The 15260-nt window shown below is 43.0% G+C and carries 7 protein-coding genes and 1 pseudogene; 4 read left to right on the forward strand and 4 right to left on the reverse strand.

Features of this window, described 5'->3' with window-relative positions:
* Positions 1 to 683: 683 nt before the first annotated feature.
* Both CYLST_RS35830 and CYLST_RS09025 read right to left on the reverse strand, forming a co-directional pair.
* Positions 684 to 866, reverse strand: a pseudogene (locus CYLST_RS35830) (hypothetical protein); the annotation flags it as partial.
* Between the two features lie 37 nt (positions 867 to 903).
* On the reverse strand, positions 904 to 3876 hold the full coding sequence (locus tag CYLST_RS09025) for a PAS domain S-box protein (RefSeq protein WP_015207405.1): 2973 nt from the start codon (positions 3874 to 3876) through the stop codon (positions 904 to 906).
* A gap of 257 nt (positions 3877 to 4133) precedes the next feature.
* Here CYLST_RS09025 and CYLST_RS09030 point away from each other — a divergent pair, with 257 nt between their 5' ends.
* Complete coding sequence (locus CYLST_RS09030) at positions 4134 to 4757, forward strand: sporulation/spore germination protein (RefSeq protein ID WP_015207406.1); 624 nt, start codon at positions 4134 to 4136, stop codon at positions 4755 to 4757.
* A 117-nt stretch (positions 4758 to 4874) separates the two neighbouring features.
* Here the strand turns inward: CYLST_RS09030 and CYLST_RS09035 are convergent, their stop codons facing one another.
* Positions 4875 to 5897 (reverse strand): DUF928 domain-containing protein, encoded by a 1023-nt coding sequence (locus CYLST_RS09035; protein ID WP_015207407.1) that lies wholly within the window; start codon positions 5895 to 5897, stop codon positions 4875 to 4877.
* Between the two features lie 427 nt (positions 5898 to 6324).
* Here CYLST_RS09035 and CYLST_RS09040 point away from each other — a divergent pair, with 427 nt between their 5' ends.
* The 3 genes from CYLST_RS09040 to CYLST_RS09050 all read left to right on the forward strand — a co-directional run bounded on the left by CYLST_RS09040 (position 6325) and on the right by CYLST_RS09050 (position 9397).
* Complete coding sequence (locus tag CYLST_RS09040; RefSeq protein ID WP_015207408.1) at positions 6325 to 8097, forward strand: CHASE2 domain-containing protein; 1773 nt, start codon at positions 6325 to 6327, stop codon at positions 8095 to 8097.
* A gap of 63 nt (positions 8098 to 8160) precedes the next feature.
* On the forward strand, positions 8161 to 8454 hold the full coding sequence (locus tag CYLST_RS09045) for a hypothetical protein (RefSeq protein ID WP_015207409.1): 294 nt from the start codon (positions 8161 to 8163) through the stop codon (positions 8452 to 8454).
* 178 nt (positions 8455 to 8632) lie between these two features.
* Complete coding sequence (locus CYLST_RS09050) at positions 8633 to 9397, forward strand: MinD/ParA family ATP-binding protein (RefSeq protein WP_015207410.1); 765 nt, start codon at positions 8633 to 8635, stop codon at positions 9395 to 9397.
* Between the two features lie 13 nt (positions 9398 to 9410).
* Here the strand turns inward: CYLST_RS09050 and CYLST_RS09055 are convergent, their stop codons facing one another.
* On the reverse strand, positions 9411 to 15035 hold the full coding sequence (locus CYLST_RS09055; RefSeq protein WP_015207411.1) for a CHAT domain-containing protein: 5625 nt from the start codon (positions 15033 to 15035) through the stop codon (positions 9411 to 9413).
* Between the last annotated feature and the right edge of the window lie 225 nt (positions 15036 to 15260).

Genomic DNA, 15260 nt, shown 5'->3' on the forward strand with positions numbered 1-15260 from the left:
AATAAAAATCTAAAACCCTTGATTTATAAGACTTTTAGTTTTCAGAGAAAAATAAAATTACTTTGTTTGAGACTTACAAAAATTATTTGATGCTCAGAGCCTGCCCAACAGTCTGACCTGGATATCTTCAAGCACCACAAACTGTCGCCCCCGATTGGGAGAGCACGCAGGGCGAACGCATCATGTCAATAAAAGGATTTTATTCTCAATAACTCAAAATTAGTCGCATTAATAACTGCTTATTGGCACTAAATTAGCGTAGGCGTGGCCCGTCGTAGACATCGCCTTGAGTCTGGGAAAATTAACCAATAAATACCGATTTTTTTATTGGTTCTTAACCTTGGTTGTGATCAAGAGTAATTTAGATGCGTTTGCCCTAGGAGAGCACGCAAGTCAGAATTTGACATCCAGGTGTCCATGCCGTTCGTCTAAAGTGAATGAGGGAGAAGAAACATGGAAGTCCACCCCTTCGGGGAATTCAAAAAAGGTCATTCATCGCCGATGTGCTGGATTAGAGGTACGCCAGAAAACGATAGTTGCCTGGGGAGCAACGCGATTTTGTGAGATGACCCCATCTGGAGAGCGATGCCTGCGGTGTTCTCGTTGCCATCGCTAACGAACATCATAAATAAAATTATTTAGGGTTTGCTGAAAAAGTCATTCCAAGGCAAGAGAAGAATTGACTAAATAATCAGACAGGGGAAAGATAAGTTTTTGTTGTCTGCGATTACCAAGGCATAACTTTCATTAATGAAAGTGTTGAAAAAAGATGTTGTTTTGAAAAATTGCCATAAAAAGACACAAAAAACCCGTGATAATCGGGCAGAAAGATTCATGACTAAAAAAGTAATAGCAATTGCGGTAAGGCACCAATTGTACCTCACTAGACCGGGAACCGCTAGATTATTTGCTGGCTGCTGTCTGAGTAATGGGAATCTCAATCACAAACATTGCTCCTTCTCCAGGTATCGAATAACAAGATAATTTTCCCCCATGTTTATCTACGACAATCTGGTAACTGATAGAAAGCCCCAGTCCTGTGCCTTTGCCCACATCTTTGGTAGTAAAGAAAGGGTCAAATAGTTTTGAAAGTACTTCTTCAGGAATTCCCAGACCATTATCTGAGATTTTGATTGCTATCCGGTTGCTATTAAGAACTTCAGTGTGAATAAAAATTTGTCTTGTTTCCCCCAGCGACGGGTCTTCTAAAGCTTCAATAGCATTGCTGAGAAGATTCATAAATACCTGATTTAGTTGACCAGGATAGCAATCAATGGGGGGAAGGTTGCCATAGTCTTTAATCACCAAAATTTCTGGATGGTCTGGTTTCGCTTTCAGGCGATTTTGTAGAATCATCAAAGTACTGTTGATACCTTCATGGATATCTACCTGCTTAAATTCAGCTTCATCTAGACGGGAGAAATTCCGCAGCGACAGGACAATTTCCCGAATTCTCTCGGTTCCTACGCACATAGACTGAATAAGTTTAGTTAAATCCTCTTTGAGAAATTCAAGGTCGATAGCTTCAATTTCTGCTGAAATCTCTTCTGGGGGATTAGGATAATATTTTTGATAGAGTGCTACTATTCGCAACAAATCTTTGGTATATTCACTCGCTGGAAGAAGATTTCCGTGAATAAAATTGACTGGATTATTAATTTCATGAGCAACACCTGCAACCATATTACCGACTGAGGACATTTTTTCACTGTGAATAAGTTGGGCTTGGGTTTGTTGCAGTTCACGCAGAGTATGCTCTAAATTTTCGGCTTGTTGTTGCAATTTAATTTCGGCTTGTTTGCGCGCAGTAATATCAGTTGCTACACCAAGAGTTTGCTTTATCCTGCCGTCATCAGCACGGCTGAACACCGTCTCTCGACAGTAAATCCAGCACCATTCACCATTTGCTTGTCTCACCCGAAATTCAAGCTCAAAAATCTCACCATCTTTGGCAGCAATAAAGTTTTGCAAGTGAATTACAGTTTTTTGCAAATCATCTGGATGAGTAATATTGGCAAGAAGTTGTGACCCCATCTGTTGAATTTCTTCACTAGAATAACCGAGAAGAGTGCCAAGTTCATGATTCGCGTAAACATTGCGCTGTTCTTCTATATCGAAGATATAGAGAATATTCGGAGAAGAATCGGCAATACGTTGAACGAAGTGCTGGCTTTGTTTTAGTGCTTCTTCTGCTTGTTTACGCTCTGTAATATTCAAGGTTGTCCCTACCAGTCGATCAATTCGACCTTCACTATTTTTCAGGGGATTTATCTTAGTCATCCACCAAGTTTCTTGACCATTAAAAGTCAGACATTCTTCATAGGAAATGCTGACCCCGACTTCTAAGCAGCTTTGATATCGCTGACGTACTGCTGCACCATCAACAGTGCCATGCAAATCTTCTGGTGTTTTACCAATAACCTGCGCTTGACTAATTCCTGTTGCTTGTTCTGCTGCTGCATTCCAGCTAGAATAGCAAAAATCTCCATTTTCCAGAACATTGATGACGCAGATTATTTGAGCGCAACCATCATAAATACTGCGTAAGAACTGCGCTTGCTCTTGTAGTTGAGCTTCTACTTGTTTGCGTTCGCGGATATCGCGAGAAATTGTCGCTAAACACAAAGGTTCGTCAGTTTGAGAATTCTTAACCATAAACATGTTGAAATCAACTGGGATTGGTTCTCCAGTCTGAAAGTGTTGGAAACGAGATTCGCTCCGCCAAAGCCCATGCTTCATCACCGCAGGTATAGCGCGCCGCTGTGTGTCTTCTCTGTCTTCTGAATAGGTGAAATCAAAAATCCTGAGGTTTTGAGCAAATTCTAAGCTTTCGATGCCAACTAACTTTAGCCCTGCTTCATTAATGAACAGTGGTTGTCCTTCTATTGTGGCGAAACCAATGAAGTCACTACTATTTTCAATCAGTGAAACGAACATTTGCCGTTCTTGTTCAGCTTGTTTACGTTCTGTGATTTCATTTGCCGTAACAACTAGCTGAGAAATGCGTGAAGCCCTATCTAAAAGGGGTGTAACATTCAAAGACCACCAAGTTTCTTGACCATTAATACAGAAAGACTCTTCAAAAAATATGCTTTTGCCAGACTGGACACATTCGCTATAGCGTTGACGATAGATAACTGCCATATCGGCAGGTAGTATCTCTGTTAGGGTTTTTCCCAGCATATTTTCGACTGGAATCACACTGGTTATTGCCATGACTGGATTGAATTTGGCGTAGCGAAACTCTGCACCATCATCCAAGACATCTAAAACTAAGATGCCATAGTCTACACCTTCCCAAATGCTTTGCAAAAATTGTACTTGCTCTTGAAGTTGTTGCTCTGCTTGTTGGCGATCGCTTCCAGCGGGGCGTAGCCCATCGCGCAGCGCTGCTTCTGCCTGCTTACGAGCGGTAATCACCTCAGTAAATATGATGATACCCCCAACTTTGCCAATGTTTTCATACCAAGGATGTATCTCCCATTTCACCCAATCGGTTGTTCCATCTGTACGGGGAAAGGCATCTTCTTGAGATTTTTCGATGGTTCCCGCTAAACAGCGTTGGTGAATTTCCCGCCAATACTGGGAAATTTCTGGGAAAACTTCATAATGAGAGCGGCCGATAATTTCCTCATCACCCAGTCCGTAATCTTCCCTCCAGCGGCGACTCGCTAATATGTAGTGCATTCGACAGTCAAAGATAGCGATCGCAGCTGGCATGTATTCCATAAACAAAGCCATCTGCTCTTGGCTATATTTCAGGCTGCTAGAGGGCTTAGTCTGACCCAAATTGGTGACTACCTGACGCAGTTCTATCAGTTCTTTTTGAAGAGATTCGTAAGTACTTTTATCTAGAGTGACGAGATCACGAGCCATAGTTTCGTCGTTTGTCCACCAAGGATCTGAAGTTGACTGTAGTTATATATTTCCCAATGACTGGCAGCAAACAACAACAAAAGCCGAGGCGGAGTGGAAAATTAGATACTCTCCAACGTTATGTATTGGTTTTGATCACAGCCAATAAACACAAAAAGTAAAGTTTCGCAAAAATTAGGCTAAATTTGCCAGCTTTACGCCTAATTAATCATGACAACACTGAAGCTGATAGCATAAACAGTAATATGAGCAAAATTATGAACACCAACAAAAGATATCTCTTACCCTTTATTCTTGTGACAATTTTTGCTGGTTTGGGCAGTTGTAGTTCTAGTCCTACCTCTCGTAATCTTGACAGCGAAGCGCCCGCACCGATAACTACACCAAACATGATATCCTCGCCAACCCCAAGCCCAAGCCCAAGCCCAACCCCAAGCCCAAGCCCAACCAAAAAAACAACCATAGCTCAACTAAAAGCTAAATCTGCTGTTGGGGAAAATACGCCTTCCTCAACTTCTCAAGCTACTGCTAGCAAAAGTATCAATGTCACCATATATACAAGTGATACCCAATGTCAAGAGCTAATTCCACAACAAACTTCGGTGCCTGCGGCGGAACCGATAAAAGGTACAGTGGGTAAAATTTTAGAGCAACGAGACACCAGTGACTTTAGCTTGTCTGGTTATCGTGTCAATGTTAAAGAAGGCGTTGCTACTGTTGATTTGCGAATATCTCCTGAGTCAAAGCGGCAATTAACTTCTCTTTCTAGTTGTGAGCAGTTTGCTCTGTTTGGTAGTCTCCGCAAAACTCTCACCAGTAATACCCAATGGAATATTAAACAGGTGAATTTCACCGAACGAGGCCAGGAAATTGTGTTATGATCTACCGATGAATTTCGCTGCGCTCCAATTCAAAATTTAAAATTCAAAATTTAAGCAGGGTTAAGGAACTTTAAATTTAGTTTGAATTGGAGTAATTGGACAGAACATACTATAGGTCTATTGGCTGGCAGATACAGTGTCTAGCTGAATTATGGGTTGTTGAGCAAGCTTTGGTAAATACACTGATTTAAAAAGATTTAACCAATTACTTGCTAAATCGGGATCATTGGGATTAGCGGCACGTAAATCAGCTAGAGCTTTCAGAGTGTCTTGCCAATAACCGTTTTCGGCATAAATGGCTATACGGTCTATGGCGTCCGTTGCATTCTCTAACTCTTGGGCTACTTTCGGGGTGGGTGTGACTCGTTCTATCCAACCACTGGCATTAGCATCACCACTGCGATCGCTTCCCGTCGGATCGCAAAGTAGTGACAAGCGCCAACTATATTTCTTTTCAACCTCTAATCCCTGGAAATCCGCAGGCAAGGTATAGGCTATAATCCCGCTGGTGGTGGTTAAAGACAAAGTTTTCTCTAGCAGCACCTGATCCTTGGCTTCATTCATCAGCAGAAACGATGCTTGTTTTGCCGAAGTTTCGGGCACATTCACAAAAAATGTTGGGCGATCGCTAACAGTTAATTCCACAGGAATTTCTGTTTTTCCCATCGCTAAAGATTTTGGTGACAAGACTGCACTAATCGCTTGAGGGCTGCATTGACCTCTTGCTGCTCCTGCTTCTAGGTTGCGGCCACTCCTAACTCCAGGTACTTTAAATCTCAATAAGGAACGGCGCTTTGGTTTAAATGCTGGTTTTGCCGGTTGGCGATTTACTTGAGCAACAGTTGTGCCTGACGGCATTGCTGTTACTGCCAACGAGGTAAACAACATATCTGTGGATAAGGTTAAGCTCAGTGCTATGAGCAACAAAGGTTTTTTTAGCATAGTTTTGGATAATAGGGCAGCTTGCTTAATCATCTTGTCTGATTGACGTAAAAACGACTTTTTAGTTTCTGGCGAATACATCCACCTACAAATTTCACTTAGTCTAGTTTGTGATAATTCAGCCATCGGAAAGCTGCGGTGGGGGTCTTGAATTAAACCTTTCTTTAACTCAATATCCGATTTTTTGTTGACGTACATTTATATACAACTAGGATTTCAGTGTTTTAACATTTAAAAAAACACCAGTACCAGTATATTTTAGATTTCAGCAAGTTTTCGGTGTTTTCCGTAAGGCGTGGGCTAAACTTAGTAAAACTTTACATGACAGCCTACGGTGTCATGATGAACAGCAGTTTTAATTAACTTTAGTAAAAATCAAATGATAAATGTTATAAACTTACCTAAGTAATAATAATATTCCCTGAGAGTGGCACAAAATTTACCCTAGCCCCCTAAAACCTGAAATTAGGTGGGTTCAGGATTAATCAACAGTAAGTGTTTTGCTAAAAATCGCTAACTAAAATTAACTTATGCGGTTAGGGTTCAAACCAGAACTCAAACTCAATCGGCTATTGATCCATAAATTCTAGTCACTCTCTAACTTATAGAAAGGAGCGACATATATATGCAAGAGTCCAGTTCAAGATTTCGCAATTTACCCCAAGCAGTATTGACCTTTGGCGGTACTGTAGTTTTGACCAGCCTAGTAGTAACTGGGTTAATAGTTGGATTGCGAGAATTAGGCAAGTTAGAAGGACTGGAATTAGGTGCTTTTGATGGGCTGATGCGATCGCTTCCCGACAAAGGGCCAGACAATCGCTTTTTAGTAGTTGGCATTGATGATGTAGATATCCAGACACGCAAAGAGTACCCAATTGAAGATGGCACCTTGGCCAAGGCTTTGACGAAACTGGAAGATCAGGGAGCAGAAGTAATTGGCATAGATATTTTAAGGGATGTTAAGCAAGGTGCCGCCGCCGGTCGTCAAGAGTTAGTCGATTTGCTAACCCAGAGCGAGCGCATCGTGGCGGTGTGTGAACTCAGCAGGGCTGACGCTCCCGGAACTCCAGCCGCACCAGGCATCCCAGAAGACCGAGTGGGAGTGGCTGATTTACCTGTAGATGCCGGGGGAACTATCAGGCAAGGTATGATACTTGCCATTCCTCAGAAATCGAACATCCCACTACCAGTCGAACATATCTGCAATAACGCCGATCCCGAAAATCAACTACCATCCTTGAGTTTTCAAATGGTTGTGCGTTACTTGCAAGCAAAGGATATTGAGCCAGAACAGATAAAATCTGGTGAAATTAAATTCAAGTCCACTATTCTCCATCGCCTACAAACCAAGGCAGGTGCCTATCGCCAACTCAATCCCGGAGCTTACCAAATACTGCTTAACTACCGTTCTCCCAAAAATGCAGTTAAGCAAGTATCTCTGAGAGATTTACTGGCAGATAAAGTGCCCGCAACTGCCATCAAAGACAAGATTGTCCTGGTTGGCTACACAGCAGATATTGTCAAAGATACTTTTTACACGCCCTACAGCGCTGGTTCCGCAGATAATCAAAAAATGCCTGGGGTAGTAGTTCACGCCCAGAATGCTAGTCAGATATTGAGTGCAGTTTTAGATCAGAAACCGCTGCTTTGGTACTGGAATGATTGGCAGGAAAGCCTCTGGATTTTTGGTTGGACAGTATTGGGAGCTATTCTAGCGTGGCGAATTCGTACTCCTTGGCTGTTGGTGCTGGGTGGCGGTGTGGCGATCGCTATTTTAGTTGGGACTAGCTATTTAATATTTATCCAGGCTGGGTGGATACCGCTAGTACCACCATTAATCGGACTCTTGGCAAGTGTCACCAGTGTCGTATTGATAGATAGGTACGCCGCCACGATTGTCAAAACAGTTAAAGGCTTCCTCAAAATCAACGTTGAGATTGATGAAAAAAAAAAGAATGAGGAAGTAGCTGCCATTGTAGAAAGCGATTATTTTTTAGACTTGCAGCAAAAGGCCAAAGGTCTGAAGAGTCGAGATAAAAACGAAGTTTCAGCCACCGTTGAACCGCCTCTTGCTGGCAAGTTTAAAGAAAAAGTAATTGACACCACACCAACGACTCAACCTATACAATCCAGAAGAAGCACAGAAATAATTAACACTATTCCGACTGTTCAACCAACACAGCCTATAGAATTCGTAGACTACTTGCAACAGGTGCGCGACAAGCGTAATAAACTCAAGGCATCAGCACAGGTTAGCGATGCCAGCATCCCGGAAACAATCCCCGCAGAAATAGTAGATGGCAAACAGGAACCGAGTCAAACCGAAAATCAAGAAGAAATGGCATATTTAGAACAATTACAGCGCCGAGGCAAGAAGATGAGAGAAGGTAAAAAATAAATATTGCCTAAGTTCTTTAGACATTAATCAATATCCTTTTTAGTCAACAAACCAAAATCTAATATGAATAACCCAGACTCTGAACCATCATCACCAAAAAGTATAGCTGATGTCATAGATTTGCCTGAAGACCAACGGCAACTTGTTAACTGGATAACTCATCAGAAAAAAGTGACTTTGGCGGAAGTTGCAGTTTACACAAATTTGGCAGAGTCAGATGCCCAGCAGAATCTCCAAACCTTGATAACACAAGGCTTTATTCAAGAATTAAATGATAATGGCTCAGTTTACTACCAACCTCGCTTTGTCGGTAAACAAAAAAGTAAGCTATCTAAAAATATCTGGGACAAACTCTAAAGTTGTTTACTTTTGCTTATTAGACTTCTTGCATAAATGCTTAAACTCTCATGTTGAGCTGATCGTTGGTGGGAAAAATATCCGAACATGGAAAAATATTTTACTTTTGCCAGAAGTCTATTAACTTGAGACTGTTCAGAGTGCGTTTTACCTTTCAACATTTTACTTTTTTGCAGTTATGTCAAAAATTGTGTCTATTCACTCGTTTCGGGGTGGTACGGGCAAATCAAACTCAACCGCTAATCTAGCTGCGATTGTGGCACGTTTTGGGTATCGAGTTGGCATCGTTGACACTGATATCCAATCTCCAGGGATTCACGTTCTTTTTGGTTTTGATGATCAGAAAATTAAGTACGCCCTCAACGATTATCTTTGGGGAAATTGTGCAATTGAAGAAGCGGCCTATGACGTTAGCTCAATTTTGGGGAAAATAGGAAAGCCAAATAGTCGGCTTTATCTGATTCCCTCCAGTATTAAGGCTAAAGACATTACCAGAGTACTGCGGGAAGGATTTGATTTTAATTTGCTAAACGAAGGTTTCCAAGAACTGATCGATGCTCTAAATTTGGATTATCTTTTTATTGATACTCATCCAGGACTTAATGAAGAAACTTTGCTCTCAATAGCCATCTCTGATATCTTAGTTTTGATTTTGCGTCCTGATCGCCAAGACTTTCAAGGTACAGCCGTGACAGTTGAGGTAGCCCGCAAATTGGAAGTGCCAAAATTGCTCCTGTTAATTAACAAAGCATTACCAGTACTTGATTTTGATGCCTTGCGACAACAGGTAGAAAAACTTTACAATACACCTGTTGCTGGTATTATGCCACTTTCAGAAGAAATGATCCAAATGGCAAGTAGCGATATTTTCTGCCTGCGCTTTCCAGATCATTCCTTCAGTAAAGTTATGGAGAAAGTTGCCCAGATGGTAATTCAAAATTAAAGACTTTTTAGCTCTACCACGGGTTGCCAATTAGAGTAAAAGCAGACCAGAAATAGGGATGTTGCAAGTTTTTGTCACCGAGTTCCTTCAGTACCGGTGGCAAAGTTACATCGCCACGAGAAGTATTTAGTTTACCGTCCGCCAGTTGCACTTGCCCTTTTAGCATTGCCACTTGTGTTTGCCTGAGTGCTTCCGCTTTGATGGGGGCTGTTTTCAATTGCTCATAGAATTCACTCATCAATCCTAAAGTGCCTTCATCTGACACATACCATAAACTTGCGAGTGCAGACTTAGCACCAGATTGGATGGCAAAACCAGCAAAGCCCAACTCTGCGTTTTCGTCCCCCAAGGCGGAACGACAAGCACTCAGCACCACTAGCTGCACGGGGGGGTTATTCCAGCCCAGTTCTCGGATTCGATCCATTCTCAATTGCGTATCCCACAACTGAATGTAGGAGTTACTAGGCGCACCAGGCTTAAATTCGCCGTGGGTGGCTAGGTGAATAATGCCAAAGGGTGTTTGCTGACGCTGCGCTTGGAGATTTTTCAGGGTGAAGCCTTCGTTTAAAAAGGATTTACCCTGCCATAGTCGGGGAGTAATGGTTTTTAATTCTATAGGTACGGCTGGTAAAGGGTTTTGGTTGGCAAATTTAGATGCACCCATACCCAGAACCTCAGCTTTTTTAATGTCAACATAGTTTGTATCGGAGAGGCTGAGACTGGGCATTAAACCGACGCTGTAGCGTTCTACCAGGTACTGTTTCCCATCATAAAGGGCAGCAATCGGAAGCGATCGCAATCCCGTATCCATGAGAAATGCTAAATTGTTAATTTTTCGCTCTTGCAGTTCAGTTTCTATCGGTGTAATTAACCACTCATACAGCTGTTTAGCTGAGTCTTTGTAGTCCTGACGCAATACCGGATCTGTGACTCGGTTTTTGAAGGTTTGGGCAACTGCGAGAATTTGCGATCGCGTCACCTTCAGCACTTTGCGAATTGGCTTCCCCTTGGCGGTAATAACCAGTAGTTCCAAGCGATCGCTTGGCGATGTTATGGGTATTGGTTGATTTTTTGACAGATCATTAGAGCCTGCAAGGGTTTCAGGGACAAAATTAATATATATGAGTGCAGGTTTAACGCCAGTCGCATTTTCAATTTTTTGCAGGATATCACTGGCTTGGCTGACAGTTGTCATCTCAGTTTTGGCAGTAATACCTAAATATTGCTGAAACTGGTTGGTGAACTTTTGCTCAATTCCCAATGCCGCATTGTCGGCTGCAATGGGTAAGGTAACCAGTGGTAGTTGCGTATTGGGTAATTGTGCCAACTGCTCTGGATTAGGAAGATTATCTAAATTATTATTATTGGTCAAACTGAAATTAGCAGGAATTAAACTACCACTATTCGCACTGACAATATAACTACCTGCCACTGTATTCGCCGTCACGGGAATAGAAACAACGCCGCTGCTATTGGTTGTCAGGGTAGTATTTCCCGTGAAGTTGGCAGTTGCACCACTACTTGGGGCATTAAAATTAACTGTGGCGTTGGAGATTAAGTTGCCGTATTGGTCTTTAACTGTCGCTTGCAGTGAGTTGGCAAAAGCAGTGTTGACAACAGTAGCTTGCGGTGTTCCACCTGTAGCGATGATGCTGGCTGCCACATCTGGGTTATTCGTCAAACTGAAGTTAGCCGGGGTGAGACTACCACTATTCGCACTGACACTATAACTACCTGCCACTGTATTCGCCGTCACGGGAATAGAAACAATACCGCTGCTATCGGTAGTCAGGGTAGTATTTCCCGTGAAGTTGGCAGTTGCACCACTACTTGGGGCATTAAAATTAACTGTGGCATTGGAGATTAAGTTGCCGTATTGGTCTTTAACGGTGGCTTGCAGCAAATTAGCAAAAGCAGTGTTAACAACAGTAGTTTGCGGTGTTCCGCCTGTAGCGATGATACTGGCTGCAACATCTGGGTTATTCGTCAAACTGAAGTTAGCCGGGGTGAGACTACCACTATTCGCACTGACACTATAACTACCTGCCACTGTATTCGCCGTCACGGGAATAGAAACAATACCGCTGCTATCGGTAGTCAGGGTAGTATTTCCCGTGAAGCTGGCAGTTGCACCACTACTTGGGGCATTAAAATTAACTGTGATCCCAGAAACAGGTTTATTGAAGCCGGTTTCTGTTACTTGTGCTTGTAAGTCTGTGGAAAAATTATTGTTAACAGTGGTACTTTGTCCTGACCCAGCAGTAGGTATGAGATTATAACCCACCAACTCAAACGCACCAATATCAGGTGTTGTGCCTTGAGGTCGGCTGATACCACGTTGATCCGTAGTAATGTTTCGATCAGGTGTTCCAGCGTCAATTGCTAGACTACCTGGTAACAGGGCAAAGGTTTGGGTAGATCCGCCGTAGTCGCCTAGAACTGAGAGTTTTGGATCAATCGGCACAGCCGCCGTACCTACCTGATTACCATCGACTCCATTGTTAATGCCTGTGACACCAGTGCCATCTCCGATGAGGTTATAGCTACTAGCTGCATCCAGCAAGCCAAAGATATCGGGACTCGTTGGACTTGTATTGCCTGCCGCAATAGTATTCTTCAGTGTCACCTTTGCACCTACTATATCCCTGTAGATGCCGCCGCCGTTGCTGCTGGCTGAATTCAGGCTGAAGGTGCTGCTGTTGACATTGACTGCACCACCATAAGCATAAAAACCAGCACCAAAGGCTGCGGAATTACCACCGAAGGTACTGTTATTCACAGTCACATCACCAAATGAGTTGTAGATGCCACCGCCGCTATTGGTTGCGGAATTACCACTGAAGGTACTATTGTTCACAGTCACTGTACCTCCCTCGCCACCTTGGTTATAGATGGCACCGCCGTTGCTGCTGGCAGAATTGCTACTGAAGGTACTATTGTTCACGGTCACATCGCCAAATGAGTTATAGATAGCGCCACCGAGACCACCACTTTCTATGTCGAAGGTTGTCGAATTACTACTGAAGATAACGTTATTGATATTCAGCGTCACCCCTGAGTTGACAATGCCACCACCATTACTGCCAACGGCTTTGCCATTAATAATCGCCAAATCATTGAGAGTTACTATCCCTCCCGTATCCGAAATATTAAACACACCATGATCATTTTCACCATCTACCTTGGTGTTACTTGCCCCAACACCATTTAAGGTTAGAGGTTTATTAATCAATATAGTGTCGCCTGTGTAAGTGCCTGCACCCAAGTTAATTGTGGTATTTCCTGCTACGGAGCCAATTGCATTAATCGCATTCTGAATTGAACTGGTAGACGCATTAGTCAAGTCTGGATTGACCTGATTGAGATTAAATGTCAGGTCACCCGTACTAGTCATATTGATTTGACCATAGGGATTCAAGAAAAATTGCCGTGCTGTCAGCGTCAACGAAGCATTCCCACCTCCCGTCTGGTTAATCGAATCCGTTAGGGTAATATCACCACTACCCCCCGTCCCACCATTCGTTGTGATGGTGACATTCGTACCACTATCCAAGGCAGATACAATGGTTGCCGGATCAATATCGCTATTATTGGATGGGTCAAATAGTCCTGCTTGTATCGTCCCACTACCACCCTTAATAATATTGATATCGGTCGGGTCGAGTAACCAAGTCCCCGCTTGTCCATTTATGGCACTGGCATCTACCTTAGCACCCGTCACATCCAGGGAATTTTTCCCAGAGGTTTCCACTAAGCCACCGTTACCACCTTTAGCGGTAATTGTGCCGAAGAAGCGGGTGGTATCATCTGCCCAGACAATGACTTTGCCACCGTTACCATTTTTCAACCCATCGGCATTGATCACAGAATCACTGCTAACAAAGGTACGGCTGGCATTGGGGACTGTTCCCTGACCTTGATAATCACCCCCAATCAGGACTGTACCGCCGTTGATACCAGAAGCGTTGAGGTTAGCTTTGAGGAGGGCAACGCGATCGCCTAAAATATTAATTTGACCTGTGCTGTCAGCGATACTATTACTGAGATTGGCGACAGACACCTGACCACTAATAATGGTTGTACCAGCATCAGTAGGAATTGGTGTATTTGTACTTGTCAGCTTGATCTCGCCATTTTCAACTGTTACCCCTGTGGCACTGTTGAGATTACCACCTGTAAGTAATGCAGGCAGAGAGAGTGGTGAAAATGGTTGTGGGTTAATTTGGGCTTTCGTTTCTATCGGTAAATCTAAACTCAATAAACTATTTGCTGGTGCTAGCCGAACCAGTTTTTCTCCCGGCACTGCCATGATTGTGATCTTACCGTTGGCAGCCGAAACCGTCCCCGTATTTATGACTGTCCCACCGAGTAACATCAGGTTTTGCCCCTCACCTACTCCCAGATTTCCGGCATTGAAGATATTTCCTGGCTGGCTAGTTGTAAACGCAAACTCCGTGGGATTGCCATTTAAATTGCTGTAGTTATTAGCGCCAATAGCATTAAACCATTGCTGGTTATCAAACCCAATTGCATTGGCTGTTGTAGCTGTAAAAGATGCTGGCACATTTAAACTGGAATTCGCCCCAAATAGAATCCCCGCCGGGTTAATTAAATATAAGTTAGCATTACCGCCTGTGACTGTAATTAGTCCGTTAATTAAGGAAGCGTTGCCACCGATGACACGCCCTAAGATGTTTTGTATCGATGGCTGAGAAAGGAAGTTAGCAGTTTGGTTGGCATCAACTCCAAATTGCGAGAAACTGTGAAATAAGTTAGTGCGATCGCTACTCAAACTACCGCCACTAATATCAATGTTGTTACCTTGTGTATTGATAACTGTGCCAGTACCATCGTTAGCTGGAGTAATTGATTGTGCTTGAGCGAAATTGGGAAGAAACCCCAGCATTAAAGGTAAAATACTTGCTGCTACAGAACTTACCCAAAGCTTGCGGCGTTTTTGTGCTTTGGTAATTATTTGATGCGATTGTCTAATTTGCTCTTGTTGTCGTTGCCGGGATATGCTTTCTGGATGGGTGCGGTAGTAGTAAAGCGGCTTAAAAATATGCTGCACTTGGGCAACTTCTGAAAGACGCAGACACAAGTCATAATCTTCTGCTATTTTCAGCGACTCATTAATCCCCCCCACCAAGTCGAATACTTCCCGACGGATCAGTCGAAAGTGAAATGTCATAAACCTGTTTAACAATTCTTCTCGGCTGTAGGGGACGAGACAACGATAGCCATAGCTGAGGATGTTGTCCTGTTCGTCGATATCTAGATAATCGGTGTAAACCCAACCCACTTCTGGTTGTGCATCTAGAACCGCTGCGGTTTCTGCCAGTGCTGTCGGCGCGAGTAAGTCGTCACTGTCTACCCAACCGATATAGGGGGCTGTAGTTTGGGCTATTGCCGCTTTTAACGCCAATCCATGCCCCTGATGTTCTGCTACTACAACCCGCACACGGCGATCGCGCTTTTCATATTCGCGGGCAATTTCTGGGGTACTGTCTGTTGAGCCATCATCCCAAATTAGTAGTTCAAAATCACCCCTAGTTTGAGCTAAAATGCTTTCAATAGCTGCACGGAGATAAAGTTCTCGGTTATAAACTGTGATGACAAGGGAAATTATTGGCATCATAACAATTACGATAAAATTTACGGTTAGCTCAAAAGTATATTATGCGTTTAAACTATGTTTTTTTCAAACTCATTCATGGATATTTGCATAAATGGGAATGCACCGCCTTTACAATAGCTACACTGAAAAAATGCCTTTACATTCTTAGGTGGTTTGCTACATTTATCCCTTGGGTATGAAATGCTAAAGTTAACATTTGTAAATATTTGCAACCTAGACAAAAAC

The organism is Cylindrospermum stagnale PCC 7417, assembly GCF_000317535.1.
Classification (GTDB): Bacteria; Cyanobacteriota; Cyanobacteriia; order Cyanobacteriales; family Nostocaceae; genus Cylindrospermum; species Cylindrospermum stagnale.

Bases quoted from the DNA above. Each gene is read 5' to 3' on its own strand.
- CYLST_RS09025 (WP_015207405.1), bottom strand. From the start codon at position 3,876: ATGGCTCGTGATCTCGTCACTCTAGATAAAAGTACTTACGAATCTCTT.
- CYLST_RS09030 (WP_015207406.1), top strand. From the start codon at position 4,134: ATGAACACCAACAAAAGATATCTCTTACCCTTTATTCTTGTGACAATT.
- CYLST_RS09035 (WP_015207407.1), bottom strand. From the start codon at position 5,897: ATGTACGTCAACAAAAAATCGGATATTGAGTTAAAGAAAGGTTTAATT.
- CYLST_RS09040 (WP_015207408.1), top strand. From the start codon at position 6,325: ATGCAAGAGTCCAGTTCAAGATTTCGCAATTTACCCCAAGCAGTATTG.
- CYLST_RS09045 (WP_015207409.1), top strand. From the start codon at position 8,161: ATGAATAACCCAGACTCTGAACCATCATCACCAAAAAGTATAGCTGAT.
- CYLST_RS09050 (WP_015207410.1), top strand. From the start codon at position 8,633: ATGTCAAAAATTGTGTCTATTCACTCGTTTCGGGGTGGTACGGGCAAA.
- CYLST_RS09055 (WP_015207411.1), bottom strand. From the start codon at position 15,035: ATGATGCCAATAATTTCCCTTGTCATCACAGTTTATAACCGAGAACTT.